Here is a 26,612-nt window from a genome sequence, read left to right on the forward strand (position 1 = left end):
GCCCGCAGCGTCGAGACGGGAACAGCATGAAAGTAATTGGCTTCGGAGACAACATTGTGGACCGATTTCTTGACCGCAAGGTGATCTATCCGGGAGGGAACTGCGTCAACTTCGCCGTTCTAGCACGGCGCTCGGGCCTGGACGCTGCCTACGTCGGCGTTTTCGGCAGCGACGTACTAGGAGACTTCGTCCGGTCCGCCTTGGTAGAAGAAGGGGTCGATATCAGCCGCTGCGTCACCCGGGAAGGCCCAAACGGTGTGACTGAAATAGAGGTGGTCGACGGCGACCGGGTGTTCCTGGGTTGGAACAATGGAGGCGTCACCTTAAGCCAGCCGTTCGAGCTCCAACCGGAGCACCTCGCCTACCTGGCCACGGCGGACCTAGTGCATTCCAGCGTCTACTCAGCGTCAGAGTCGCAGCTTCCCTTGGTGCGCGATACCGGGGCCTTGGTCAGCTTCGACTACTCCTCTGAGCCGGACCGGCGAACCGACGATTACCTCAGCCGAACCGCTCCTTATGTCGACCTCGCATTGCTTTCGTTGGGTGGGCGAACCCGGCACTCCGCGGAGCATGAGTTGCGGCGGGTCGTTGCGGCAGGTGCGACCTTGGCGGTGGGCACCAGAGGAGCAGACGGGGCCGTGCTGTTCGATGGGAACGAATTCCTCACGCAGGGTGCCGAGCCCGTAGACCCCAGGCGTTTCGCCGACACCATGGGGTGCGGTGATGCCTTCTTGACCGGGATGGTCGTGAGCCTCCTCAAGGCAGGCTGGACGAAGCTCTCCCGACCGTCCACCCACAGCCTTCTGGAAGCTCTGAGCGTTGCTGCAAGCGCTGCGGCGGCGCAGTGCTATGTGGAGGGCGCCTTTGGTTACGGCCAGCCAGTCGCTACACCAACTAGGATCTGATGAAGGAACACTTACACGGCCGGGACGCCGACGCGAATCCCTGCACATAGAAGGGGATTTGATGCCGTCGGACCACCAGCACCATGACGCGGCTCCGACCATCACCGACGTTGCGGCTGCGGCGGGGGTGGGCAGGGCCACAGTCGCTCGAACGCTTGGGAATTACGGCTCTGTTAGTGACGCGACCCGCGCCAAAGTGATGCTCGCGGCTGAGCGCCTGGGCTACAAGCCCAACGCCCTGGCGCGGAGCATGACCACGGGTATCACCAAAACCCTTGGCATTGTTGTGGCGGATGTCGCCAACCCGTTCTTCACTGGTGTTCTCAAAGGCATATCCGAAACCGCGAAGCTGGCCGGCTACGACGCAATCATCCTGAGCACCGACGAGAAACTGCAACTTGAGCAAGACGCCGTCGGCGTCCTGCTCGCCAAACAAGTCGACGGCCTAATTGTGGCGTCGGCCGCCGGGCGCCATGACGACATTTTGCATCTGACCGGCGCCATGGAACGTGGAATTCCGGTAGTCCTGATTGACCGCCTCGTGGACAGTCTCGATACGGATTCAGTGGTCATCGACAACCGTGAGGCAGCCCGGTCCGCCGTGGACTCCCTTATCCAGAACGGGCACCGAAGAATCGCTTTCGCCTGGGGCCCAGTGACGCTGAGCCCAGCAACCGACCTCGAGCAAATGCATCGCATCCTCGATGACACACTGTGGAGCGACGGCGAACGCCTGCGCGGTTACCTCGACGCTTTGAACGATGCTGGGATACCGTTCGACACGGCACTGGTAACCCACGTCCTGAAAAACGAAGGACAAGCGACGCGCGCAATCAGCGGCATGCTTGCCCTGGCGGATCCGCCCACCGCAATTTTTACAACCGAGACCGAGGCCACTATAGGTGCGCTCCACGCACTGCAGGCACGCAATCTTCGGCTGCTCAAGGACGTATCACTGATTGGCTTTGATGACAGCCCGTGGGCTGCCGTGATGGAGCCGCCGCTCACGATGATTCGCCAACCCGTGCGGGAGCTGGGGGCGGTAGCGACCCAACAGCTCATAGCACGCATCAATGGTGACGTTTCCGCTCCTTCTAGGCATGTGCTGCCATCCACCTTGATCGCGCGGTCCTCCGACGGACCCGTCCCTTCCGCTGTTCCCGGCACATAGAACCCGCCCCGCAATTCGCCCCCAGGGCTCTTCCCCATCTCGTCAAATCGTGATTCACTGTGGTACCGGTATCACTAGTCCCAATATCCAGTAATGGAGATCGGCACCTATTCCAATGAAGGGCGAAGGTGCCGCTCCTATCGTGAAGCCTCGGCTGATCGGCCACCGAGCGAAAGTAGAAGAAATGATGTTCCCCAAGAGCAAGCAATTGATGACGGCACTCGTGGCCGGGGCGGCGCTGGCCCTGGCCGGCTGCGGGGGCGGCGGAAGCCAGGCTGCCGCCCCTCTGGACCTCACCAAGGAGCCTGCGTACTCCGGAAAGCTAAGCATCCTGACGAAGTTCGGTGGCGATCCCCTCGAGCCGTACTTCAAGGATCTGGCGGCCGAGTACCAGAAGATGCATCCGGACGTCTCGTTCGAGCTAATTCAGGAGACGGATCAGAGCATCAAAGACAAGACCAAGACCCTGACCGCTTCTCAGGCCCTTCCCGATATCTTCTTCACCTGGGCCGGGAACTGGGCCAATAACTTTATCGACGGCGGACTCGCTGCGGACCTAACGCCCGCCATCGCGCCCGGCACCGAGTGGGGGGCGAAGTTCGGCGAATCGGCACTCAAGGCCTTCGAGAAGGACGGCAAATACTTTGCTGTCCCGCTTTACAACAACGGTAAGTTCATGGGCTACAACCAGAGAATCTTTAAGGAACTGGGAATCACCCCGCCAAAGACATTCGAGGAACTTATCTCCTCCTGCTCGGTTCTCAAGTCAGCTGGCTATGAACCAATTGCCTTTGGGAACAAGGACGGCTGGCCGGCGCTCCACTACCTGCAGCAACTGTTCGCCTATGAAGTACCGACCGATGTGTTGAACGCAGATTTCCACCCGGCGACCGCGGAGCTAAACGACGCGGGCTACCTAAAGGCCATGAAGCAGTTCAGTACCCTGGTGAACGAATGCACGGGCAGCGGTAAGGACTCAAACGGAGTCCTGTACACCACGGCGCAGCAGGCGCTGGCCGAAGGCAAAGCCGGTATGTACTACCAGGAAATTCTCGAATTTGATACCACTGCATCAAAAGACTCCTCGCTGAAGAAGGACGGCCTCGGTATCTTCCGCCTGCCCGCCGCAGCCGGCGCGAAGGGAGACACCGAAGCCATCGAAGCATCACCCGAGGGCTACATCATCAATGCCAAGTCCAAGAACGCGGCCCTCGCTGCTGACTTCATGAAGTTTGCGACGAGCACCCAAAACGCAGCCAAGCTATCGGCTCCGCCGTACGGCCAGCCAAGCTCCGTCAAGGGCGCCGTTTCCGAGCAAAACTCCACGGCACCGGTGGTGGAAGGCATCAAACAGGTGAACGAGGCCTCGGACGCCATCGTCTGGCTGGACTCTGTCACGGTCCCCACCGTCGCAGACGCGTGGCTGGCCGGAGGAGAAGCGCTGACCGCCGGAGGCCAGAGTCCCGAACAGGTACTCGCTTCGGTTCGGTCCGCTTCCGACGCTGCCAAGTAACGGGTGCAGCCATGACAGTTTCCAATACTGCGTGGAAGCCAGCGGCACCGCCGTCAACGGTGGCGGTACCGGGCCGCCCGTCTGATCAACCCACAAGAAGAGCCCGCTCGCAGCGTTGGCGGAACCTTGTCTGGGTCGCGCCCGCCGTTCTGCTCCTGAGCATCTTCGCCTACGTGCCGCTCGTTCAGAATCTTGGCTTCAGTACGCTCAAATGGGACATCTACAGCGGACGCCAGACCTTTGTGGGTTTAGACAACTACAGCAAGATGTTCAACGACCCGATCTTCTGGAAATCGTTACTCAACAACACCCTCTACGCCGGCATCTCGATCGTATTCCAAGTGTTCGGGGCCTTGATTCTGGCCGCCATGATCGAGGGGCTACGCAGTGCGCGGTGGCGCGGAATCCTCCGGGCCGTGTACTTTGTCCCCTCGGCGATCTCCCTGACTGTGGCCGGGCTGTTGTTCTATTTCATCTACGAGCCGCGAATGGGGATCCTCAATGCAGCGCTGGATTTCCTCGGCCTGCACGACTTCACCCAGGCTTGGCTCGGGCAGGAAAACACCGCAATCTTTGGCATTATCGCCATGAGCCAGTGGCAGGGCTTCGGCTATTGCACATTGCTCTTTGCCGTCGCGCTACAACGTATACCCACCGAACTGTACGAAGCTGCTTCTATCGATGGCGTCGGTCCTTTCCGTCGCTTCTTCGCCATTTCCTTGCCACTGGTACGGGAGATGACCAGCCTCATGTTGATCGTCACGGTCTCCGGGGCGTTCCAGGTCTTCAACGAAGTCATGGTGATGACAAGTGGCGGCCCAAACAACTCCAGCCAGGTCTTGGGCACTTGGCTATACCGAAGTGGATTTGTCCGCAACGACTTCGGTTATGCGGCAGCGATCGCCACCGCTGTTTTCGTTATCACGATGGTGCTTGCGGCACTTCAGTTGTGGATCTCTAAGCGTAGGAGAGTCGAATGGTAACGCGGACGTCTGTACTCATGTCCCTTGGACGGGTGTTTGTCCGGGCATTCCTACTGGCCCTCGCGGTCGTAGTCATCTACCCCCTTCTTTGGATGCTTTTCAACGGCGTGAAGTCGAACGCAGAACTTTTCGCTAACCCGTTCGCCCTTCCGAGCTCATGGCGATGGGAAAACTACGCCACTGCCTGGAACCGCGGCGTGGGCGACTACCTCACCACGAGCGTCCTGGTTACAGTGACGTCCACGATCGCGACGGTTTTCATTAGTGCCTGGGCCGCCTACGGATTGACGAAGGTCCGCATCCCGTTCAGCCGCACGTTGCTGATCGTCATCCTGGCCGGACTGATGCTGGCACCGACCGTCGCCCTCATTCCACTGGTGAAAATGTTTCAGGCGATGGGGCTATACAACAGCTTTTGGGCACTGCTGATCTTGTACACGGCGTTCCGTGTCCCGTTCACCACGTTCCTGATTCGCGCCTACATGATGGATTTGCCGGCAGAAGTCGACGAAGCGGCCGCCGTCGATGGTGCGTCGAAGGCGAGGGCCTTTTGGCAGATCATCCTGCCCATGTGCCGTCCCATCATCGTCTCGACAGTATTGCTGAACATCCTCTTCACTTGGAACGAGTACCTCTTCGCCATGATCTTCACCAGCGGCGGGGCCCTACAGACCCTGCCGGTGGGGCTCACCAATCTCATGTCAAAGCACGGCACGGATTATCCCGTGGTCTTCGCCGGGATGGTGATCGCTGCGCTGCCCGTGATCGTGCTCTTCTTTGCCGGCCAGCGGTACTTTATCCGCGGTCTGGCCGACGGTGTTGGGAAGTAGCCGTGCACAGCGTCGGTATGGACCAGGTCTGCGGCTCCAACTTCGCTTATCAGCACCACACCCTGAAGCGCTGCCTCGATGACATGGTTGATCTGGGGAGGACCAGGATAGAGCTGTGGTGCGTCGCGCCGCACCTGCACATACCAGAGACAGATGCGGCGCAATTGCAGCAGGTGTGGACTCTTCTACAGGAGCGGGAACTCAGCCTTGCGTGCCTCACCCCCGAACAGGTGAGCTACCCAGTGAACATCGCTTCCGGAGTGCAACGGCTTCGGGAGCGGAGCTTGCAGCTCTTCCTGCGCGCGGCAGAAGTATGCAGCGAGTTGGAATCGCCGCTCCTGTTCCTCACAGCCGGTCGAGGCTACGAGGACGAACCGATAGGCCCCGCATGGGAACGGTCCGTCGCAGGATTGCAGGCCATCGCGGCCCGAGCCGCGGAACTGGGGGTATCGTGTGTGCTCGAGCCGCTGCAGCGTGTGGAGTCCAATCTGGTCACGGACGTTCAGTCCTTGGCGCGAATGCTTCGCGATGTGGGCTCCCCGGCACTCGGAGTCGTGATCGACACCGTAGCCATGGCAGTCGCAGGGGACTCCATCAACGACTACGGCGATGCGTTTGGTGACAGGATCCGGCACGTGCACCTCGTGGACGGGGCTCCCGCTGGTCATTTGGCCTGGGGCGACGGGTCGATGGACCTGAGAGGGATCCTGCGCGATCTAAGTGGCCTGGAGTACCAGGGCGCAATGACCTTCGAGCTCTTCGGAGACGGTTCCTACGCTTTGGAGCCCCGTCCCGCCGTCGAGAAGTGCCTTGATGCTTTCGCTGTCGGCGCCGCAGGGCCGCGCGCGTCCCCTGACAAGCAACGTGTTTGAAGCGCTTGCCTGCTAGTTGTACTCAGATGGGAAGCCTACCCGCACACCGGCACCGCCGGTCCCCCTAAACCTCCGCCACCGGCGCCGCGTACAGCGCGGCGTACGCCCCGCCCGCGGCCACCACGGTGTCATAGCCCTGCGGCAGGGACTTCACGACCCTGTCCACGCACGTCGTCTTCGCCGCCTCCAGGATGTCCGCTTCGGACTCCGAGGGCCGGCCGTAGGCGAGCCGAACAGCCGGGTGTCCTGCAGCACCATGCCCATCCGTGAGCGCAGCTCGTGCCGGGACATCGCGGCGACGGCCCCGCCCGGTGGGGCCCACGATCGCCGCCGTCTGCCCCGGCTCCGCAGTCAGCCGACCGCAACACCCTCGGCGCCCGTCAGGTCCTCTGGACTCGCAGCCTGGGCCACCTTGCGGCCCGGGATGCGCCCGGAAACCACCGCCCAGCCGATGTGCAGCCCATGGTTGAGAAGCTGAAGACCATCCTGCCCAGTTGATCCGGCGGCCCACAAGCCGGGGGATACTCAATGCTTTTTGAAGGAGTCCTTCACCTTTTCGGCAGCGTGCTTCAGATCCGCCTTGACGTGCTCAACCTTGCCCTCGGACTCGGACCTGAAACCGTCGTCGCCCGTCGCCGTGCCCGTAGCCTGGTGAGGCTCGCCGGTTTCGAAGGGCGCGCCTGCAGCCGGCGGCTCGCCCGCCGCACGACGGTCCGACTCACGCGCGCCGACAACGGACTGAGCGCCGCCGGATCCGGCCTCAGCCGGTGATGGTCCCGGCGCTACGCGGCCGGTTGTTGCAGCGCCTGTTACGGTCCGCTGCCCCTCCGTCATTGCTGGGTCGTTGTAGACCTGCTCAACGGGTGCCTCGCCGGTCTTGGCCAGTTCCGGATGCGAGTGATCCCCTTCCGCCTCAGTGCCCGACTCCGCGACGTCGATCGCTTCCCGCACATCTGCACCGCTACGGGAGTCGTCGGCCTGGGCGTCGGCACCGGACGAGACGCGCTGGTCCTGGGACGCAGCGCCTTGGGAGATATCTTCAGCCGGCCGATCTCGAGGCTCCCTTGGTTTGGATTCCAAGGGTGCCTCTGCCTGCAATTCGGAGTCGCTGCGGTCTGTCATGATCCTTGCCCTTCCGGGACGAATGGGTGCGTCTGCTCCGGCGCATCTCAAGTCTAGACAGAGCCGCGGCGCTCCAACAGGGCGAGAGAGAAAAGAACGAGCGGGTCACCCCCGACGTCGTTCGCGGCCAGGGTGCGGGCCACTTGGGCCACCGGTACGGCTCCGGGGAGCCATGCGCCCAATACGGCCAGCGCACTGGTCCAGGTTGTTACCTGCCGTCTCGGGCTGGCCCGCAGAACCCGCTGCGTGGCCGAGCACCGCTAAACCTCCGCCACCGGCGCCGCGAACTGCGCCGCGTACAGCGCGGCGTACGCCCCGCCGGTCTCCAGCAGTGAAGCGTGCGTCCCTTGCTCCACGATCTGCCCGGCCTCCATTACCAGGATGAGGTCGGCGTCGCGGATGGTGGAGAGCCGGTGGGCGATGACAAACGAGGTCCGGTCCGAGCGCAGCGCACTCATCGCCTTCTGCACCAGCACCTCGGTCCGGGTGTCCACGGACGATGTCGCCTCGTCCAGGATCAGCACCGACGGCCGGGCCAGGAACGCCCGGGCAATCGTCAGCAGCTGCTTTTCCCCTGCCGAGACATTGCCGCCCTCGTCCTCCAGCACGGTGTCGTAACCGTCCGGCAGCGACCGGACGAACCGGTCCACGTACGTCGCCTTCGCCGCCTCCAGAATCTCGGCTTCCGAGGCGCCGGGGCGGCCGTAGGCGATGTTGTCCCGGATGGTCCCGCCGAACAGCCAGGTGTCCTGCAGCACCATGCCCATCCGCGAGCGCAGCCCGTCGCGGGTCATCGCGGTGACGTCCACGCCGTCGAGCGTGATCCGCCCGGCGTCGAGCTCGTAGAACCGCATCATCAGGTTCACCAGCGTCGTCTTCCCCGCCCCCGTCGGCCCCACTATCGCCACGGTCTGTCCCGGCTCGGCCACCAGGTCCAAGTCCGTGATCAGCGGCTTGTCCGGCGAGTAGGCAAAGGACACGTTCTCGAACACCAGCCGGCCCCGCCCGCCGTTCGGCGCCACCGCAGGCACAGGATCCGCCGACTGCTCCGCCTCATCCAGCAGCTCGAACACCCGCTCGGCCGAGGCCACCCCGGACTGCAGCAGGTTCGCCATCGAGCCCAGCTGGGCCAGCGGCTGGGTGAACTGCCGCGAGTACTGAATGAACGCCTGCACATCGCCCAGCTGCATCGCCCCGGCGGCCACCTGCAGCCCGCCCACCACGGCGATCCCCACGTAGACCAGGTTCCCGATGAACGTCATGGCCGGCATGATCAGCCCGGACACGAACTGCGCGCCGAAGCTGGCCTCATACAGCTCGGCGTTCTTCTGCCGGAACCGCTCCTCGACCTCCCGCTGCCGGCCGAACACCTTCACCAGCGCGTGCCCGGTGTATGTCTCCTCGATCTGCCCGTTCAGCTCCCCCGTGTGCTTCCACTGCGCCACGAACAGCTTCTGCGAGCGCTTGGCGATCAGCGCCGTCGTCACCAGCGTCAGCGGCACCGTGACCAGCGCGATCAGCGCGAGGGTGGGCGAGAGGATGAACATCATCACCAGCACACCCAGCACGGTCAGCAGCGACGTGACCGCCTGGCTGATGGACTGCTGCAGGCTCTGCGAGATGTTGTCCACGTCGTTGGTGACCCGGCTCAGCAGCTCCCCGCGCTGGATCGAGTCGAAATACCGCAACGGCAGCCGGTTGATCTTCGCCTCGATCCGCTCGCGCAGCCGGAACACCGTCCGCTGCACCACGCCGTTAAGGATGTATGCCTGCATCCACATGAATGCCGACGCCAGCACGTACAGCGCCAGCGCCCACAGCAGTACGTTGGCCAGCGCCGCGAAGTCGATCCCCGCGCCCGGCGTCAGCGTCATGGCACTGAGCATGTCCGCCTGCTGGTCCTGCCCCTCGGCGCGCAGCTGCGCGATCAGCTGCTCCTGGCTCACCCCGGCCGGCAGGTCCCTGGACACGACGCCGGCGAAGATCAGGTTGGTGCCCTCGCCCAGCAGCCGCGGCCCGATCACCGAGAACGTCACACTCACCACGGCGAGCATCAGGACCAGCACCAGCCACAGCCGCTCCGGCCGCAGCTGGCCGAGCAGCCGTTTGGCGGACGGCCAGAAGTTCATCGCCTTCTCCGCCGGGACGTTCATCCCGGCGAACGGCCCGCCGCGTCCCGGTCCTGCCGCCGGACGGGGGATGCGTTCGACGGCTGCCGTCCCGCCGCGTGCCTGTCCCCCGCCCGCCGGCGCGGCGGGCGCCCCGGTGCGGTCCGGGGCGCTCATGCCGCCTCCTCCGCAGCGAGCTGGGAGTTCACAATCTCCCGGTACGTCTCGGACGTCTCCAGGAGCTCCGCGTGCGTGCCGTGCGCGACGATCCGGCCGCCGTCGAGCACCAGGATCTGGTCCGCGTCCACGATGCTGGACACGCGCTGGGCGATGATCACCAGGGTGGCGCCGGCGGTGTGCTGCCGGAGCGCCTGCCGCAGCCGGGCGTCGGTGGCGGTGTCCAGCGAGGAGAACGAGTCGTCGAAGATGTAGAGCTCGGGCCGTTTCACCAGCGCCCGGGCAATCGCGATCCGCTGCCGCTGCCCGCCGGAGACGTTGGTGCCGCCCTGCGAGACGGGCGCGTCCAGCCCGCCCTCCATTTCCCGCACGAAGTCCTCCGCCTGCGCAATGGACAGCGCCCGCCAGAGTTCGTCCTCGGTGGCGTCGGGTTTGCCGTAGAGCAGGTTGCTGCGCACCGTGCCGGAAAACAGGTACGGCCGCTGCGGGACCAGGCCGATGTGCCCCCACAGCAGATCCGGGTGCAGCTCGCGCACGTCCACGCCGTCGATCAGCACCGCGCCGGACGTCGCGTCGAAGAGCCGCGGCATCAGGTTCACCAGGGTGGTCTTGCCGGACCCGGTGGCGCCGATGATCGCCGTCGTCCGCCCCGCCCGGGCGGTGAAGCTGATCCCGGACAGGACCGGCTGTTCGGCGCCCGGGTAGGCGAACCCGACGTCGCGCATTTCCAGTTCCCCGCGGCCGGCGCGGCCGGAGAAATCCAGCGGGTGCACCGGCGGGCGGACGCTGGATTCGGTGCCGAGCACCTCGCCGATCCGGTCCGCGGAGACCGCCGCGCGCGGGATCATGATCGCCATGAACGTGGCCATCATGACGGACATGAGGATCTGCATGAGGTAGCTCAGGAACGCGATCATGGTGCCCACCTGCATGGAGCCGTCCTGGATCCGGAACGCGCCGAACCAGATCACGGCCACGGATGAGACGTTCAGGACCAGCATCACGGTGGGGAACGCGAGAGCCATCAGCCGGCCGGCGCGCAGGGCGGTGTCCGTGACGTCCTCGTTGGCCCGGGCGAAGCGGGCGGTCTCCACGTCCTCGCGGACGAACGCGCGGACCACGCGGATGCCGGTGAGCTGCTCGCGGAGCACCCGGTTCACAGTGTCGATCCGGGTCTGCATCAGCCGGAACAGCGGCACCATCCGGGTGATGATCAGCCCCACCCCTGCCAGCAGCACCGGCACGCTGACCGCGATCAGCCAGGACAGCTGCAGGTCCTGCCGCATGGCCATGATGACGCCGCCGATGCTCAGCATGGGCGCGGCCACCATCAGGGTGGCGGAGACCAGCACCAGCTGCTGGACCTGCTGGACGTCGTTGGTGGAGCGGGTGATGAGGCTCGGCGCGCCGAAGCGGGTGACCTCCTGCTCGGAGAATGCCGCCACCCGGCTGAAGACCGCCCCGCGCACGTCCCGGCCCATCGCCATCGCCGCCTTCGCCCCGAAGTACACGGCAGCGATGGCGCAGGCGATCTGCAGCAGCGTCACCAGCAGCATCACCGCTCCGGTGCGCAGGATGTACTCCGTGTCCCCCTTCGCCACGCCCTGGTCGATGATGTCCGCGTTCAGGGTGGGCAGGTACAGCGAGGCGATGGACTGCGCCAGCTGGAAAACGACGACGGCGAGCAGCAGCCAGCGCTGCGGTGCCAGGTATTCAACGAGCAGTTTCCAGAGCATCCGTACTCCACTTCACGGGTCACGGGCAGCGGTGTGAAGGTCAGTTTACGTCCGGAGGCCGTGGGTGGGGCGGGTTCCGCGCAGGGCGGAGGCGGGACGTGCCGGGCGAACGCGCCAGAGCAGGCCGTCCCTATTTGTTATTGGCCGTGATGCCTCCGCTGTGCACGGGGCGGACTTCGACGCCACCGGTGCGAGTGCGGACCGCGGGGTTCAGGCGGGCAATCGCCACGGCCGAGTTGAGATCGGGAGCGTCTACGACGTAGAAGCCTGCTACGAACTGGTCCGCTTGGACGAACGGTCCAGCGTCTGTGCTGTCTCGTCGGATGGACACCGCATTAGCTCGAGGGGTCAGGGCATAGGCGAGCGACATGGTGCCTGAGGCTGAAAGGTCCTTTGCGTGTTGGTGGTTCTCTTCGAGTTCAGCCTCTGCTGCGCGGACAGCATGGAGGGACTCGTCTGCATAGATGAGGATGGCAAATTGCGGCATGGTGGTGGTTCTTTCGTGAAATCGATCGGCTAGTCGGGCCGGTGGCTGCACGCAAGGCGGGCCAATTCTTATCCCTGGATTATGGGTTGATTTGGCGTACCTCGATCGGCCACAGCGTTGACTCCCCCAGCTTGCCGGCGATTTCCACCGCGCGTTCCATGTCCGCACAGTCGACGATGTAGAACCCGGCCAGGAATTCTTTGGTCTCCACAAACGGACCGTCAGTCACGGTGCAGCTGTCACCGTCCGATGTCACGTACTTGGCCTCCTCGCCCAGCTCGTGGGCCTCCACAAACTCTCCGGAGGCCATGAGCTCCTTCTGTAGGGAGGCATGGGCGCGCATGATCGCCTCAATTTCGGCCGCGGAAAGGGCATTCCAGGTGTCAACATTGCTTGGGATCAGTATCAGGTGTCTCATTTTTTCTCCTCCGTGCTCGCCGTATCAGTCACTTAATGTGGGGTTGGGTCAAGATGAGGACCCGGGGCCGGTCTCCGCCAGGCGTTTGCCAAGGTAGCGGCGTTCGACCTCCGATGGTGCGAGTTCCCGGGCCCGGCAATATTCGCGGTAGGCCTCTGTTCTTCTGCCAAGGCGCCGCAGGAGGTCAGCTTTCGCCGCAGGCAGGAGGTAGTAGCCGTCAAGAGACCGTGTCTGCTCCAGCCGGTCGATCAGTGCCAGGCCTGCCTCCGGCCCTTGGGACATCGCGACGGCGACGGCACGGTTAAGCTCGATGACCGGCGACGGCGCAATTTGCCCGAGGTGGTCATACAGCAAGGCCACCTTGGCGAAGTCCGTGCCGCCAGCGTCCGGGGCGGTCATATGGCAGGCAGCAATGGCGGCCTGGATACGGTAGCTCCCGGGCCGGGAACGGCGTGAAATACCCATGTGCTCGGCCGCCGCCAGCAGCGCCATAGCCTCCCCTATAGCAGCCCTGTCCCACGATCCGCGGTCCTGCTCCTCCAACGTCACCAAGTCCCCCGCGGCGTCTGTTCGCGTCCCTCTCCGGGCATGGTGGAACAACATGAGGGCAAGCAGGGCCAGCGCCTCCGGTTCATGCGGGGAACCACCTAACAAGCCAATCAGCAGCCGGGTCAGGCGAATCGCTTCCCTTACAAGGGGTTCGCGGATCAATGTAGCGCCGCCCGTGGCCGAATACCCTTCGTTGAACATGAGGTAGAGCACGGCCAGGATCCCGGCCGTGCGTTCGGATATCAGCTCCGGCGGCGGCACACGATACGGGATCCCTGCGTTTCGTATCTTGGCACGGGCCCGGACGAGCCGCTTCGACATGGTTGCTTCCGAGACCAGGAACGCGCGCGCGATCTCACCGGTGGTGAGACCGGCGACCGTGCGCAAGGTCAGCGCCACCCGGGCATCGAGCGGAAGGGCAGGATGGCAACAGGTGTAAATCAGTCGCAACCGGTCGTCGTCGGCCCCAGGATTTCCGCCGGACCCGTCCGGCAGTTCTTCAAGTTCAGTGAGGATCGCGAGTTCACGCACCGCCCTCTTTTCGCTGGCGGCACTGCGCATACGGTCGATCGCCCGGTTCTTGGCCACGGTGGTCAGCCACGCCCCGGTGTTCCTGGGAATGCCGCGCACCGGCCAGTCGACCAGAGCGCGCGCGAACGCATCCTGGACACAATCCTCGGCAAGGCTCCAGTCGCCCGTGACGCGGATGAGGGTTGCAGTGATTCGCGCGGTTTCGACGGCGGACGCCATCTCGACGGCGGCCTGCGCGTCCGTCGGTGCCGTTACCACTGCACCCCTCCCCCGATCATCAGGGCCGGCCACCCGGGCCAATGACTACTCCCCGAGTGGCCACACTGGCCGGATCTCGATCTTTCCGAACCGTGCCATGGGATGCTTGGACGCCACTTCGATGGCTTCATCGAGATCGGCACAAGCGATGATGTCGTAGCCCGCGATCCACTCCTTGGTCTCGGCGAAGGGCCCATCAGAGACCATCACCTCGCCGCCGCGGACCGTGACCGTGGTTGCGTCCTCGACAGGTCGCAGCCTGTTGCCATGACGGGTGACGCGGCGGGCTTCCATCTCCGCCCCCCATTCGACAATGTTGTCCTCGGCGGCCACATATGCGGGCGCTGTGGGATCGGTGCAGATGAAAAGCATGTACTCCACGATGACTCCTTCTTCTTTTCGGCTGATACACCACCACGACGAACGGGATGACACGAAAAGGACACCCGCTTCGTATTTCTTTCCGCCGGGACTACCCCACGACGAGATTCTGATGTCCGTCGATGAGCTCGCGGACAATGTCGAGATGGCCCGCATGGACAGAAGTCTCAGCGAGCACGCGAAACACCACCTCACGCCCATCGGGCATCGGTGGTGCGTCGAACACAGTGGCCGGCGGCCACCAGCGGGGAGGGGCATCCAGATCGACGTCCGCAAGGACCGCATCGCTTCGAGCGATCTCACGCTTGTAGAGGTTGATGGCCTCGGCGCCCGTCATCGGTTTGGACGCCCAACCGTTGTGAAGTCCGGCGATTGCCGTGGCATCACCACCCAGAACAGCCGAAATCCAGAACATCTCGTCATCAAAGGCCAGATGATTGAGCAGCTGTGTCATCGTCCAGCCTGACGGAGTCAAAGTTCGACGCATGTCATGGTCCTCGAGGCCGTGGACTGCTCGAAGAACGTGTCCGCGCTCCCCCGCCAGTTGAGCGAGCAATTGTGCGTCACTCATGCTGCAGGCCCGTAGCCGACAGGCCAGATACCGGCTGAGATTAGCCCTTGCTCTTCCTCCGTGTTGGCTGCGGGTTCCCTGGTGGTGGTGTGATCGTTGGCCGGTCTGCTGAACTGCTCGGGTTTCATGCGGCTGCCCCCTCAGGCTTGATGCCCCGAGCCTACCCGAGGCGCCCCTCCACTTCAGGAGCAGCCGAGGGCGGCCCGTCTCCCGGCGGAAAGTGGCACCATGGGGAGATGACTCCAGCTCACGGTCTTTCCGGCATTTTCCGACGTCCCCGGCCGGTCAAACCCCAGCCCGGCCAGGAATCGGTGTGGGACTACCCGCGGCCGCCCAGGGTGGAACACCGGCCGGAACGGGTCATCGTGCGCCTCGGCGGGCAGGTCATTGCCGACACCACCGACGCCGTCCGCGTCCTGGAGACGAGCCATCCCCCTGTCTACTACCTGCCGCTGGACGCATTCCCTGCCGGTGCGCTGGTCCCGGTCGGGGGCACCAGCTTCTGCGAGTTCAAGGGAGAGGCGCACTACTTCGACGTTGTTGCCGGCGGGGTCGTGGTTCGCCGCGGAGCGTGGACCTACCCGGAGCCCGCCCGGGGGTTCGAGTCGCTCCGGACCCGGGTGGCCCTCTACCCACGGCACATGGATTCCTGCGAGGTCGACGGCGTGCCGGTGACCTCCCAGGAGGGTGACTTCTACGGCGGCTGGATTACCCCGAACATCGTTGGTCCGTTCAAGGGCGGCCCGGGCACCGCCGGGTGGTGAGGGCCTCGTCCGAACCGCTCAGTCGCGGGAGCGTTTGCGCGTCTCCGTCCACCGACGTAGCCTCGGCCAGATGAACGGTGAAGGAAAGCCCACGTCGGAGTCCAACGGCCGAGCGGAGAGAAGCGGGGGCGCGGCATTCCTGCCGATCGGGATCGTTTTCCTTGCCGTTGCGATCGCCATGATGTTTCTGGGCACCACGGCCTGGATTGCGTTCTTCAGCATGGGCATGACCTTCCTCATCCTCGGGATGCAGAAGCCCGCAGACAAAGATGAGCCTCCACCCAGCGAGACATCGCAAGGCTGACCTCGGCCGCCGAATAACGACCCGAGGCCCCACTCCGGAGCACGGCCCCGTGGCTTAGCCCGCCTGGGCCAGCGGATGCGAGCTAGGAGGCGGGATCGGCGTCGCGCTTTGCCGGCTGGTGACCGGCGACGGCGGCGCGGACGTCACCCTCTTCGTGCCCACTCTTCTTCTTGCCGAACGGCAGCACCTTGAGCAGCGGCGTCAGGATAGCCATGACCACCAGGCCCCAGGCGAGACCGAGGACGGCCGAGCACAGGGTGTTCACCAGCCAGGCCAGGAAGCCGCCCGCCACCGCGATCCCGGCGAACGGTGCCTCGAGGACGTGGACCAGGTCATACGGCAGGTGCCAGCCGAGGTCGTAGGCGCCCTGCAGCATGATGTGGCCACCCACCCACAGCATGGCGACGGTCCCGATCACCGTGATGGTGGTCAGCACGGCGGGCATCCCCTTGACGAGCATCTCGCCGAAGCGCTTGGCGCCCGCGGAGTCCTTGGTGGTCAGGTGCAGGCCGATGTCGTCCATCTTGACGATGAGGGCGACGGCGCCGTAGACGGCCACCGTGATCGCGAGCGCCACAACCACCAGGATGGCCGCCCGGGCCCAAATGGACTCGGCGGAGATCTCGTTCATCGCAATGACCATGATCTCGCAGGAGAGGATGAAGTCGGTGGTGATGGCGCCCTTGGTGACCTTGGCCTCCGCCTCCGGACCCCGGTCCACCGCCGGCGTGTCTTCTTCGGCCTCGTGGTGGCCGCGGAGCTTGTGCCAGACCTTCTCGGCACCCTCGTAGCAGAGGTACGTGCCGCCCAGCATAAGGATGAACGGAATGATCCAGGGGATGAAGGCACTGATGAGCAGCAGCGCCGGCAGGATGATCAGCAGCTTGTTGCGCAGCGAGCCCCAGAAGATCTTCTTGATCATCGGCAGTTCGCGGGACGGGTCCGCCCCGGACACGTACTGCGGGGTGACGGCGGCGTCGTCAATGACGACGCCGGCCGCCTTGGCGCCCGCCTTGGCCGCTCCGGCCGCGACGTCGTCCACCGAGGCGGCCGCAATGCGGGCCAGGGCTGCGATGTCGTCCAGCAGGGCGACGAGACCGCCGCTCACAGGTCGCTTCCGTACTGCGTGAAGGCGGGCGGCTGGACGAGGTTGCCTCGGTCAAGGCGGGTAATTGGCATACTCGAATTATATGGTGGCGGGCAGCCCGTCGGCGGGACAGGCGTGCTTATCCGCCCAGCACCACGTTCACCGGCGGCTCCTCAGCCAGCATGAGATCGATCTGCCGCTGCAGGAGTTTCCCCATCCGCGGGCGCATCGCCGAGCTGGCCCCGCCCACATGCGGGCTGATAATAACGCCGGGGGTCCGCCACAGCGGGTGGTCCTGCGGCAGGGGCTCGGGGTCGGTGACGTCCAGGGCGGCGCGGATCCGGCCGGAGCCGGTGTGCTTCACCAGAGCGTCGGTGTCCGCGACCGGGCCGCGGGCCACGTTGACCAGCAGGGCGCCGTCGGGCATGGCCGCGAGGAAGCGATCGTCGATGAGGTGGCGGGTGGAATCGCTGAGCGGAACCCCGACGATCACGATGTCGTGTTCCGGCAGCAGGGTGTGCAGCTCGTCGATGCCGTGGACGTGGCCGCGTTCGTCGTCCCGCGCCTTGCTGGCCACCCTTGTCACGGTGGTTTCGAACGGCAGGAGCCGGTCCTCGATCGCCTTCCCCACGCCGCCGTAACCGACGATCAGGACCCGCCGGTCCGCGAGGCTGGCGGTGGGCCGGGTCTCCCAGCGGCCCTCCTGCTGGTTGGCCAGCAGCCGGGGGAACTCGCGCTGGCTGGCCAGGATCAGGGCCAGGGTGAGTTCGGCAGTGGAGGTTTCGTGGACGCCGGCGGCGTTGGCGAACACCCGGTCCGGCGGCAGCGAGGCCGCGACGCCGTCGTACCCGATCGATTGGCTCTGCACCAGCCCGGTCTCCACCTGCGCCAGGCTGCGCAGGATCTCCGTGCTGCCCATATACGGCTGGACCACGATGTCGATGCGCGGGACGGGCGGTTCCCCGGTCAGGTCCCACTCGAGGACGCTGACGTCCGGGTGGGGCGCCAGGTACTCGCGCAGGGTGGGGTCCGGCAGGCTCACGGTTATTTTCTTCGGCATAGCTGCCAGCCTAGTGCGGCGGACCCAGCTGGGAGTTGGCCCTCACCTGCCTGGCGTCCCGTGCGTCGCGTGGACATGCCCAGTCCCCGGGCATACGTTGCAGGAAACCCCGCCCCTTTATTGACCCGGAAGGCCCTGCCCCATGAACACCTCGGGACCATCCCGCCCGGCCGCCACTTCCCTCACTGCGCGCAGGAAGCTGCTCCTGGTCTGGGCGGCCACGGTCCTGGTGCTGCTGGGCGTGGTGACGGCCGGCGTCGTCCGCTCCGGGCCAGATCCCCGGACGGAGTTCCTCGCCGGCCCGCAGACCCAGCGGCACGAGCCCGCGCCCGCGGCCCCGGCGGCGGCACCGCGGGCCGCCGTCGACCTCGACGCCGAAATCAAGCGGATCCTGGCGGCGAACTCCGGCTACCGGATCGGCGTCGTCCTCGCGGACACGCACGGCGGGGAGCCGCGCAGCTACGGCGACGGGGCCGAGTTTGTGGCGGCCAGTACCGCCAAGATCATCACGGCGGTGGCCTATTACCACCTGGTGGAAGCCGGCGAGAAGTCGCTCGACGCGCCGCTGGGGAGCTTCGACGCCGCGTTCCAGCTCCAGGCGATGGTCAACGCGAGCAGCAACGACGCCTGGCTGCTGCTGATGCAGGACATCGGCTATCCGGAGCTGATCGAGTACGCCGCGTCGATCGGGATCAGCTACGACCCCGAACAAAACCTGCTGACCGCGGCTGAGATGGCTGACGTGCTTACGCAGCTCTCCACCGGCAAGCTGCTCAACGCGGAGCACACGCAGGAACTGCTGGGCTATATGCAGAAGACCAACAACGAACGCCTCATTCCGGCCGCCGTCGGGCCGGACATCACGGTGCAGCACAAGTACGGCGAGCTGGAGGGCTACGTCCACGACGCCGCGCTCCTAACCTCCGGCGAGCGCTCCTACGCGCTGGCCATCTACACCTGGGGCGAGGACGGCGAGAGCAAGGAACGCCTGGCCGTGATCCACGGGCTCACCAAGGTGGTGACGCGGGCGCTGCTGGAGTAGGCGTCCGGCTGATAAGCAGGCGCCCCCGCTGCACTAGTGGATGTGGCTTCCGCCGTTGATGTCGATGGTGGTGCCGGTGAGGTAGGCGGATTCCTCGGAAGACAGGAAGGTGATCACGGCGGCGATCTCTTCGGTGGTGGCGTTGCGGCCCAGGGGAATACCGGCGTTGATGGCGGCTTCCTGCTCCTCCGTGCTGCCCACGCGGATGTTGGTATCCACGGCGCCCGGGGTGATGGCGTTGACGGTCACTCCGGTGGCGCCGATTTCACGCGCCAGTGCCTTGGTGAAGCCGAGGATGGCGGCCTTGGCGGCGGAGTAGGGGACCTTGCCGAACACACCGCCGCCGCGCTGCGCGGATACAGAGGACATGTTCACGATCCGGCCCCAGCCGCTTGCGATCATGTCCGGCAGGAAGGCCTTGGTGACCAGGTAGGTGCCGGTGGAGTTCACGGCCATGACCTTGTTCCAGAGATCCAGGGTGGTCTCCAGGAACGGCACCGGTGAGGTGATGCCGGCGATGTTGGCCAGCGCGCCCACCGGCGGAAGGCTGCCGTTGCGCACTTCTGCGGCCACTGCGCGGTAGGCGGCGTTGACGGAGTCCTCATTGGCGACGTCGATCTCGTGGCCGAAGGCAGGGACGTTGAACTCGTTGCCGATTTCCGAGGCGACCTTGGCGGACTTCTCGCCGTCGAGATCCAGGATCACCACGCCCCAGCCCTGGCTGGCGTAGCGGCGGGCAGTGGTAATACCGATGCCGCGGTCTGACGTTGCCCCGGTGAGGACGGCGGTGCGCTGGATGGTGGTCATGATGCTCCTTGAATGGTGGGGGTTGTAACTCTTGCTGGGATCGACTGCCCCGTAACTGCCGTCCGCAAGGCGGTGCTCAGGTCCTGATGCTGGAAGCTGATGGACGACCAGCCGAGTCTGGAGTTGAACATCGTCGTTGATCCTCTTTGATGGCCTGAAGTGACGGACACCACGTTACGGAGTCCACTGTTAACAGTCAACCCCTGACGTTGGCAGTTGACAGATATGCATGACGCGGATCACACTGGAGCATCCGTTGTTAACAGTCGACCGTGGCTCCGCCGCGACGGCGACCGGTCTTCGAAAGGATTCACCTCATGAGCAACGAAGCTCTGAAAATGCGTGGTCACGTCCACGGAACCAAGGACGCAAAGCGGGTCGCCGTCGGTTCCGGCGTCGGCGCAGTGATCGAGACATATGACTTCATCGGTTTCGGCACGGCAGCTGCGCTATATTTCGGCACAGCGTTCTTCCCGACCGGCGACCCGGTCACTGGCACGCTCGCCGCCTTCGCCACCCTGGGCGTCGGCTTCGCCGCCCGGCCCATCGGCGGCATCATCGGCGGGCACCTGGGCGACAAGGTAGGCCGCAAGCCGGTCCTCGTCGCATCGCTGATCCTCATGGGTGTGGCCACCTTCATGATCGGCCTGCTCCCCACCTACGAGCAGGTGGGCCTGCTGGCCCCGGCCCTGCTCGTCTTCGTGCGTATCGTCCAGGGCCTGGCCTTCGGCGCCGAATGGGGCGGCGCGATCCTGATGAGCTACGAACACGCGCCCTGGAAGTCCAAGGGCAAGTACACCGGCATCGTCCAGGCAGGCTTCCCCGTCGGGCTCCTTCTGGCCAACCTGGTGTTCCTCGTCAGCGTGAATCTGGGCGGCGAACTCGCCTGGCGCGTTCCGTTCCTGGCCAGCATCGTGCTGGTCGCCGTCGGCCTGATCATCCGCGCCAAGGTCCCCGAGTCCCCCGTCTTCGACGAGGTCAAGGACAGCGGCGCCATCGTTAAGTCCCCGATCACCGAGGTCATCAAGACCGACTGGCGCAACATCGTCAAAGGCATCGGCCTTCGCGTCGCCGAGACCGCCGGCTACGCCGTCTCCATCACCTACATGATTTCCTACCTCCACACCGAACAGCTCGCTGACAAGACCCAGACCCTCGTGGCCCTCTGCATCGCCTCGGCCCTCGGCATCTTCGCCACCCAGGCCTGGGCCCGCCTCACGGATAGGATCGGCCGCCGCCCCCTCTACATCTGGTCCTGCGCCTTCGCCCTACTGTTCGGCATCCCGATGTTCCTGCTGGTCAACACCGGCCTGTTCATCGCTATCATCGCCACGATCACCATCTCCTACGCTGTCTGCCAGAACTCCCTCGCCGGCGCACAGGGCGCCTGGTTCCCCGAACTGTTCCAGGCCAAGACCCGCTCCTCCGGCGCCTCCCTTGCGTACCAGATTTCGGCCATGGTCTCCGGCTTCACCCCCTTCATCACCACGCTGCTGTTCGTCAGCTTCGGCTGGATGGGCCCGGCACTGCTCTTCAGCACCTACGCCGCGATCGGCCTCTGGGCCGCCCTCGTCACCAAGGAAACCTGGGGCAAGCGCGAGCGTGAACTGGCCGATGAGGCCACGAAAAGCACCCCCACGCACGTAAACGCCTAGCCACACGCCACTCACCTACCCGGGCCTCGCGGCCTTACCGGCGGCCCAGCCCGCCACACAGAAAGGGACAATCGTGGTTCTCATCCAAGAAACACAAGCACACGGCCAAGCCCCCGGCGACGCCGGGGAAACTGCGACCGAGCGCCTCGAACGCGTCAGTGCCGCCGCGTACCGGATCCGGCACCACGCCCTGAACATGGGCGAGGTACAGGGCCAGGGCTACGTCGGCCAGGCCCTCGGCGCGGCGGACATGTTCGCCGCGGTCTACGCGGACCAGCTCCGGCTCGAGCCCGCAGACCCCGAATGGGAAGGGCGCGACCGGTTCCTGCTCTCCACCGGGCACTACGCGATCGGGCACTACGCGGCGCTGGCCGAGGCCGGTATCGTGCCGGTCGAGGAGCTCGAGACCTACGGTTCAGACGATTCCCGGCTGCCCATGTCCGGGATGTCCACGTACACCCCCGGCATGGAAATCTCCGGCGGCTCCCTGGGCCACGGCCTCACTATCGCCGTTGGAATGGCGCTGGGCCTCCGCTACAAGGGTTCGACGGCGAGGGTCTACAACTTCCTCTCCGACGGCGAGCTGGATGAAGGATCCACTTGGGAGGCCGCGATGGGCGCACACCACCACCAGCTGGGCGATCTCACCGCCATGGTGGACATCAACGCGCTGCAGGCTGACGGCAAGACGGACAGCGTGCTACGCACCGAGCCCGTCACCGAAAAGTGGGAGTCCTTCGGCTGGTACACGCAGCGGGTGGACGGCAACGACATGTCAGCCCTGCTGGCAGCGTTCGACAACGCGGCCGCCCAGGCCGCCGCCGTCGGACGCCCTTCCGTGATCCTGTGCGACACGAAGGTGGGCCGCGGCGTTCCGCTGCTCGAGGACCGCGAAAAGGCGCACTTCATGCGCATCGAAGAACACGAATGGCAGCTCTGCCGCGAGCAGCTGACCGCAGGATACAAACGAAAGGCTGCCCGATGAGCACGTCGACCGCACCCAAGCTGAAGACCTCGGCCATGATCGCGTCCTTCGCCGATCCGGGCCAGAAGACCGCCTCCGCACCGTTCGGCCACGCCCTGGTCAAGGCCGCGCAGGAGGACGACAGGATCGTTGGCCTCACCGCCGACCTGGGCAAGTACACGGACATGCACATCTTCGCGCAGGCCTTCCCGGAGCGGTTCTTCCAAATGGGCATGGCCGAGCAGCTGCTCTTCGGGGCCGCCGCCGGATTCGCCGAGACCGGGCTGGTGCCGTTCGCGTCCACCTATTCCGTGTTCGCGGCCCGGCGCGCCTACGACTTCCTCTGCCTGGACAGCGCCGAACCCAACCTCAATGTCAACATCGTCGGCGGGCTCCCGGGCTTGACCACCGGCTACGGACCCAGCCACCAGGCCACGGAGGACATGGCGATCTTCCGCGGCATGCCCAACCTGACCATTGTGGATCCGTGCGACTCCATCGACATTGAACAGGCCGTCCCCCAGCTCGCGGCCAGCGAGGGGCCCACCTACCTGCGGCTGCTGCGCGGCAACGTCCCCACCGTCCTGGACGAATACGATTACACCTTCGAACTCGGCAAGGCCAAGGTGCTGCGCGGTGGCGCCGACGTCGTTTTCGTCTCCAGCGGGCTGATGACCATGCGGGCGCTCCAGGCCGCCAAGGCACTGGCCGGGCACAACGTCGACGTCGCCGTCGTCCACACGCCCACCATCAAGCCGTTCGACGCCGAAACTGTCCTGGCCGAGCTCAACACCGACCGGCTCGCGGTGACGCTGGAAAACCACAGCGTGATCGGAGGCCTGTTTGAAACGGTCGCCTCCGCCGTCGTCACCGCAGGACTCGGCAAGAAGGTGGTCCCCGTCGCGCTGCCGGACGAGTTCCTCGACGCCGGCGCCCTCCCCACCCTGCACGAGCGCTACGGCCTGACGGTTCAGCGGATCGTAGCGAAGGTCCTCGCCGAACTCGGCTAGGCCGGGCCGCGCAGCCGAAGCGCGGAGCCGGCACATGCCTGCTCCGCGCTCCTGGCGTAACATCGACAGTTAACACACCACGGTAAACAGTCGACCACTGACAGCGAGGAACCACCACGATGGCCGGAGCAACAGCACCCCTGCTGGGACTGCAAAAGAAAAGCCTCCGCGAGCAGGCCCTTGCTGCGCTGCGCACCGCCATCACCAGCGGCGAACTGGCACCCGGACGGCACCTGGTGGAAACGGAACTGTCCGACATGCTCCAGATCAGCCGCGGCACCCTCCGCGAAGCGTTGCGGCAGCTCGAACAGGAAGGACTGCTCTCCGCCGGCCCGCGCGGGCGGCTGTCCGTCCGCCACCTCGACGAGAAAGAGATCAAAGATATATTCGCCGTACGCGCGGCGTTGGAATCGTTGGCCGCCCGCACACTGTGCGAGCTGCCCGACCGCATGCGGGCGATCGAAGCCCTGCATCTGGCAATCGACGCCATGGAAAACGGCCAGGACGCCTCACTGGAGGAGCGGATAGAATCCGATATGGAATTCCACCGCACTCTGTGCCGGCTCACCGGCAACGAGACACTGCTTCACTCTTGGACCGCGCTCGAAGGCTCCATCCGCATGTCCATCATGTTCGGAGGGCTGGAAAAGGGCGTCAAGAACATGAGCGTCAAACGCCACCGCGACATCGTGGCCGCCATCGAAACCGGCGACGCTTCCCTGGCCCGGCAGACCATCCGCGAGCACATGGACACCGCCGCAGACAACCTCGTGGCATAGCAGGAGGGGCCAACAGGTCCGTCCACAACGGAACGCCGGCTCCTGGGCCGCGTAACGGGATTTGCCATTACCTGCACCGATAGACAAATTTCGGCGCGCCAAAAAATTTCGCCATAGCCGAAGGAGCGCATATGTCCCAGAAAACAGCCGCTCAAATCCCAGCCGAATTCCTCGTCCCCCGCTGGGAACTGCTCAGGACGCACGACCGTATTCTGATTCAGTTCAAGACAGGAGACCAACAGCCTGGAATTGTTGACGAGGTCTTCGTCAAGGGACGCATTTTGTGGATCTGGCCGCCGGGACCAAAGGTGAGGCAGCTCATTCACCTGGCAGATATCGGTCATATACGGTGCAGCAGCGCCGACTACAACCCTGCTAGATTGGCGGCTCTGCTGCAGAGCTGCCCCAGCCGCATACGTGCCTTAAGTACGAAGTGAGGTTACCGAATATGGCCTCGACCCGTGTTCCGGCTTGAGCGAGGCGAAGCCACGCCGTTAGACGATTCGGGTGAGGCTCTGGAGGGGAAAGCTTAGCGGCCGAAGAGCTTTGCGAAGAAGCCGGTCTTGGTGCTGACTTCACCCTCGTGACCCTTGCAGCGGTCGGCGCTCTTGACGCCCCGCATGACCTGGTCAACGTGCTGGCCGCAGCCGGCCCAAGTGGTCTTATCGCATTTCTTGCATGCAACCTGTCGGCACATCTGGTTCTCCTTTTGGTAGGTCTGTTGCAACTACTATACCCCTAGGGGTATCCGCTCTAAAATCACGGGCGTGGGAACACCCCGTTGCCTGCCGGCGTTGGTTCCGTACAGTGGCACCAGCGCCGCGCCGCTCCTGCACGAACTGACTTCCGAACCGTACCGAGAGGACCGCTGACATGGCTTACATCAAGGTTGGAACCGAGAACAGCACCGACATCGAGCTCTACTACGAGGACCACGGAACCGGGCAGCCGGTGGTGCTGATCCATGGCTATCCGCTGGACGGATCCTCCTGGGAGAAGCAGACCACTGCCCTGCTGGGCGCCGGCTACCGCGTCATCACCTACGACCGCCGCGGCTTCGGCCAGTCCAGCAAACCCACCGACGGCTACGACTACGACACCTTCGCCGCGGACCTCAACACCCTGCTCACCACCCTGGACCTGAACGACGCCGTGCTGGTGGGCTTCTCGATGGGCACCGGCGAGGTGGGCCGGTACCTCGGCACCTACGGCTCGGACCGGGTGGCGAAGGCAGTCTTCCTCGGCTCGCTGGAGCCCTACGTCCTGCAGACGGATGACAACCCCGACGGCGTCCCGCAGTCCGTGTTCGACGGCCTGATGGACGCCGTCACCGCCGACCGCTACGCCTTCTTCACCGAGTTCTTCAAGAACTTCTACAACAGCGACACCTTCCTGGGCACGCCCCGGCTCAGCGAAGAGGTCATGCGGGCAGGCTGGAACCTGGCGACCTCGGGCGGACCCACCGCCTCGGCAGCCGCGCAGCCCACCTGGCTCACCGACTTCCGCGGCGACATCCCCAAGATCGACGTCCCCGCGCTGATCGTCCACGGCACAGAGGACAAGATCCTGCCGATCGACGTCACGGGCCGCCGGTTCGCCAAGGCCCTGCCCGCCGCGGAATATGTCGAGATTGAAGGTGCCCCGCACGGCATGCTTTGGACCCACGCCGCCGAGGTCAACGAGGCCCTGCTGGGGTTCCTGGGGAAGTAGGTCCTCGTCCCGCCGCCGCCGGTTGGATCCGTGCGGCGGCGGGGTGGACATGTCCCCAGCCCAACGGGTCGCAGCAGGGGAATGAGGGCTGGCGCGGCGGCCGAAGCAGGAGGACCATAGATATACCGGGCCGAGTAAGTACCACCAGCGGGCCCCGGATCCAAGCCCCGCAGAATACGGGGTGCTATTCGAAAATGGACGGAATCGCTACCGCCTCGATTGCTCCTCGTTCGACGCGCAACCGTCGCCGTCAAAGCACCGTCCGATATTGGTGATTCGCATCATTAATGTAGGAGCAAGAAAACAATGTCCATCACTCCAACCGCCAAGAAAACCCCCACCTGGCGGTCAAGGCTGGCCTTATTCTCGGCCATCGGCATCGGAATAACGGGGGTTCCGCTGGCACTGGCGGCACCGGCCCAGGCCGAGACGTCGTACCGCGGGTGTACAGTCGATCCCCTCGAGCCCCAGTCACGTGGCAACGGCAGAGTGGATTTTAAGATCAAGGTCCACTGCCGTGACGGCCGGACCGTACAAATCCGGCAACTGCGCTTCGAGGACGAACGCCGCAACGACCACTACCTGGGTTCATCGTGGTTCAGGGAGTCCTTCGACCGCCATGACAAGGCGGTCACACTGCACAGCTACGACTGGGTACCGAACTATGATCGCCGCGGCCCCGAAAAGGTGTACCACTTGGTCTCCTTCAGGGTCAGCACAGACCATGGACGCTGGTCCAACTGGACACACTGGGAGGAGAGCGACCTGGAGACAGTGCGCCGCTGATCCACCGGGATGCCTGCGCCGGCGAGTGCGCA

27 protein-coding genes and 1 pseudogene are annotated in these 26,612 nt (G+C 64.9%); 15 read left to right on the forward strand and 13 right to left on the reverse strand.

The window, feature by feature from the left end:
- Positions 1-26 precede the first annotated feature (26 nt).
- The 6 genes from FS787_RS07695 (at position 27) to FS787_RS07720 (ending at position 6,274) form a co-directional block, all read left to right on the forward strand.
- The gene (locus FS787_RS07695) at positions 27-905 is read left to right on the forward strand and encodes a PfkB family carbohydrate kinase (protein WP_144671588.1); all 879 of its coding nucleotides are present in this window, start codon (positions 27-29) and stop codon (positions 903-905) included.
- Positions 906-966: 61 nt separating this feature from the next.
- Complete coding sequence (locus FS787_RS07700) at positions 967-2,076, forward strand: LacI family DNA-binding transcriptional regulator (protein WP_144671589.1); 1,110 nt, start codon at positions 967-969, stop codon at positions 2,074-2,076.
- A gap of 142 nt (positions 2,077-2,218) precedes the next feature.
- Complete coding sequence (locus FS787_RS07705) at positions 2,219-3,589, forward strand: ABC transporter substrate-binding protein (protein ID WP_260982444.1); 1,371 nt, start codon at positions 2,219-2,221, stop codon at positions 3,587-3,589.
- Positions 3,590-3,600: 11 nt separating this feature from the next.
- On the forward strand, positions 3,601-4,572 hold the full coding sequence (locus tag FS787_RS07710) for a carbohydrate ABC transporter permease (RefSeq protein ID WP_144671590.1): 972 nt from the start codon (positions 3,601-3,603) through the stop codon (positions 4,570-4,572).
- Between the two features lie 92 nt (positions 4,573-4,664).
- Complete coding sequence (locus FS787_RS07715; protein WP_260982445.1) at positions 4,665-5,402, forward strand: carbohydrate ABC transporter permease; 738 nt, start codon at positions 4,665-4,667, stop codon at positions 5,400-5,402.
- 83 nt (positions 5,403-5,485) lie between these two features.
- Positions 5,486-6,274: a sugar phosphate isomerase/epimerase gene (locus FS787_RS07720; protein ID WP_260982478.1), complete on the forward strand. Its 789-nt coding sequence runs from the start codon at positions 5,486-5,488 to the stop codon at positions 6,272-6,274.
- Positions 6,275-6,380: 106 nt separating this feature from the next.
- On the opposite strand, the pseudogene FS787_RS07725 reads toward FS787_RS07720, so the two are convergent.
- From FS787_RS07725 to FS787_RS07765, 9 genes and pseudogenes are all read right to left on the reverse strand, one after another.
- A pseudogene (locus tag FS787_RS07725) lies at positions 6,381-6,629 on the reverse strand (ABC transporter ATP-binding protein); the annotation flags it as partial.
- A 170-nt stretch (positions 6,630-6,799) separates the two neighbouring features.
- A complete protein-coding gene (locus FS787_RS18245) occupies positions 6,800-7,396 on the reverse strand; it encodes a hypothetical protein (protein WP_313959643.1) in 597 nt (198 codons plus the stop codon).
- 260 nt (positions 7,397-7,656) lie between these two features.
- Positions 7,657-9,681, reverse strand: a complete 2,025-nt coding sequence (locus FS787_RS07735) for an ABC transporter ATP-binding protein (protein ID WP_144671593.1) — start codon at positions 9,679-9,681, stop codon at positions 7,657-7,659.
- Positions 9,678-11,417: an ABC transporter ATP-binding protein gene (locus tag FS787_RS07740; protein ID WP_144671594.1), complete on the reverse strand. Its 1,740-nt coding sequence runs from the start codon at positions 11,415-11,417 to the stop codon at positions 9,678-9,680. The genes FS787_RS07735 and FS787_RS07740 overlap by 4 nt, the downstream gene beginning before the upstream one ends.
- A gap of 130 nt (positions 11,418-11,547) precedes the next feature.
- Positions 11,548-11,904, reverse strand: coding sequence for a YciI family protein (locus FS787_RS07745; RefSeq protein ID WP_144671595.1), 357 nt, complete (start codon positions 11,902-11,904; stop codon positions 11,548-11,550).
- 79 nt (positions 11,905-11,983) lie between these two features.
- Positions 11,984-12,322 (reverse strand): YciI family protein, encoded by a 339-nt coding sequence (locus FS787_RS07750; RefSeq protein ID WP_144671596.1) that lies wholly within the window; start codon positions 12,320-12,322, stop codon positions 11,984-11,986.
- A gap of 48 nt (positions 12,323-12,370) precedes the next feature.
- A complete protein-coding gene (locus FS787_RS07755) occupies positions 12,371-13,660 on the reverse strand; it encodes an RNA polymerase sigma factor (RefSeq protein ID WP_260982446.1) in 1,290 nt (429 codons plus the stop codon).
- 45 nt (positions 13,661-13,705) lie between these two features.
- A complete protein-coding gene (locus FS787_RS07760; RefSeq protein WP_144672049.1) occupies positions 13,706-14,032 on the reverse strand; it encodes a YciI family protein in 327 nt (108 codons plus the stop codon).
- Positions 14,033-14,132: 100 nt separating this feature from the next.
- Positions 14,133-14,612 carry a DUF664 domain-containing protein gene (locus tag FS787_RS07765; protein WP_144671597.1) on the reverse strand — a complete coding sequence of 160 codons (480 nt, stop codon included), beginning with the start codon at positions 14,610-14,612 and terminating at the stop codon, positions 14,133-14,135.
- 236 nt (positions 14,613-14,848) lie between these two features.
- Here FS787_RS07765 and FS787_RS07770 point away from each other — a divergent pair, with 236 nt between their 5' ends.
- Both FS787_RS07770 and FS787_RS07775 read left to right on the forward strand, forming a co-directional pair.
- Positions 14,849-15,376 (forward strand): DUF427 domain-containing protein, encoded by a 528-nt coding sequence (locus FS787_RS07770; RefSeq protein ID WP_144671598.1) that lies wholly within the window; start codon positions 14,849-14,851, stop codon positions 15,374-15,376.
- 70 nt (positions 15,377-15,446) lie between these two features.
- Positions 15,447-15,680 carry a hypothetical protein gene (locus FS787_RS07775; protein ID WP_144671599.1) on the forward strand — a complete coding sequence of 78 codons (234 nt, stop codon included), beginning with the start codon at positions 15,447-15,449 and terminating at the stop codon, positions 15,678-15,680.
- An 82-nt stretch (positions 15,681-15,762) separates the two neighbouring features.
- On the opposite strand, the gene FS787_RS07780 is transcribed toward FS787_RS07775, so the two are convergent.
- Positions 15,763-16,788: a DUF808 domain-containing protein gene (locus tag FS787_RS07780; protein ID WP_144671600.1), complete on the reverse strand. Its 1,026-nt coding sequence runs from the start codon at positions 16,786-16,788 to the stop codon at positions 15,763-15,765.
- Positions 16,789-16,906: 118 nt separating this feature from the next.
- Complete coding sequence (locus FS787_RS07785) at positions 16,907-17,827, reverse strand: 2-hydroxyacid dehydrogenase (RefSeq protein WP_144671601.1); 921 nt, start codon at positions 17,825-17,827, stop codon at positions 16,907-16,909.
- Between the two features lie 142 nt (positions 17,828-17,969).
- Between FS787_RS07785 and FS787_RS07790 the strand changes: the two genes are divergently transcribed.
- Entirely contained in the window at positions 17,970-18,869 is a 900-nt protein-coding gene (locus FS787_RS07790; RefSeq protein ID WP_144671602.1) for a serine hydrolase, read from the forward strand.
- A gap of 33 nt (positions 18,870-18,902) precedes the next feature.
- On the opposite strand, the gene FS787_RS07795 is transcribed toward FS787_RS07790, so the two are convergent.
- Positions 18,903-19,676, reverse strand: a complete 774-nt coding sequence (locus FS787_RS07795; RefSeq protein ID WP_144671603.1) for an SDR family NAD(P)-dependent oxidoreductase — start codon at positions 19,674-19,676, stop codon at positions 18,903-18,905.
- 317 nt (positions 19,677-19,993) lie between these two features.
- Between FS787_RS07795 and FS787_RS07800 the strand changes: the two genes are divergently transcribed.
- The 4 genes from FS787_RS07800 (at position 19,994) to FS787_RS07815 (ending at position 24,084) form a co-directional block, all read left to right on the forward strand.
- Positions 19,994-21,331 carry an MFS transporter gene (locus FS787_RS07800; protein ID WP_144671604.1) on the forward strand — a complete coding sequence of 446 codons (1,338 nt, stop codon included), beginning with the start codon at positions 19,994-19,996 and terminating at the stop codon, positions 21,329-21,331.
- An 82-nt stretch (positions 21,332-21,413) separates the two neighbouring features.
- Positions 21,414-22,316 carry a transketolase gene (locus tag FS787_RS07805; RefSeq protein ID WP_144672050.1) on the forward strand — a complete coding sequence of 301 codons (903 nt, stop codon included), beginning with the start codon at positions 21,414-21,416 and terminating at the stop codon, positions 22,314-22,316.
- Entirely contained in the window at positions 22,313-23,305 is a 993-nt protein-coding gene (locus FS787_RS07810; RefSeq protein WP_144671605.1) for a transketolase family protein, read from the forward strand. Before FS787_RS07805 ends, FS787_RS07810 begins: the two co-directional genes overlap by 4 nt.
- A 119-nt stretch (positions 23,306-23,424) precedes the next feature.
- Positions 23,425-24,084 (forward strand): GntR family transcriptional regulator, encoded by a 660-nt coding sequence (locus FS787_RS07815; protein WP_144671606.1) that lies wholly within the window; start codon positions 23,425-23,427, stop codon positions 24,082-24,084.
- A 529-nt stretch (positions 24,085-24,613) separates the two neighbouring features.
- Here FS787_RS07815 and FS787_RS17960 read toward each other — a convergent pair.
- On the reverse strand, positions 24,614-24,781 hold the full coding sequence (locus FS787_RS17960) for a hypothetical protein (RefSeq protein ID WP_186329108.1): 168 nt from the start codon (positions 24,779-24,781) through the stop codon (positions 24,614-24,616).
- Positions 24,782-24,957: 176 nt separating this feature from the next.
- Between FS787_RS17960 and FS787_RS07820 the strand changes: the two genes are divergently transcribed.
- Together FS787_RS07820 and FS787_RS07825 are read left to right on the forward strand one after the other, a co-directional pair.
- On the forward strand, positions 24,958-25,794 hold the full coding sequence (locus FS787_RS07820) for an alpha/beta fold hydrolase (protein WP_144671607.1): 837 nt from the start codon (positions 24,958-24,960) through the stop codon (positions 25,792-25,794).
- 489 nt (positions 25,795-26,283) lie between these two features.
- Positions 26,284-26,580: a hypothetical protein gene (locus FS787_RS07825; protein WP_144671608.1), complete on the forward strand. Its 297-nt coding sequence runs from the start codon at positions 26,284-26,286 to the stop codon at positions 26,578-26,580.
- Positions 26,581-26,612: the final 32 nt, after the last annotated feature.

The sequence above is a fragment of the Arthrobacter sp. U41 genome (assembly GCF_007679325.1).
Lineage (GTDB): Bacteria > Actinomycetota > Actinomycetes > Actinomycetales > Micrococcaceae > Arthrobacter.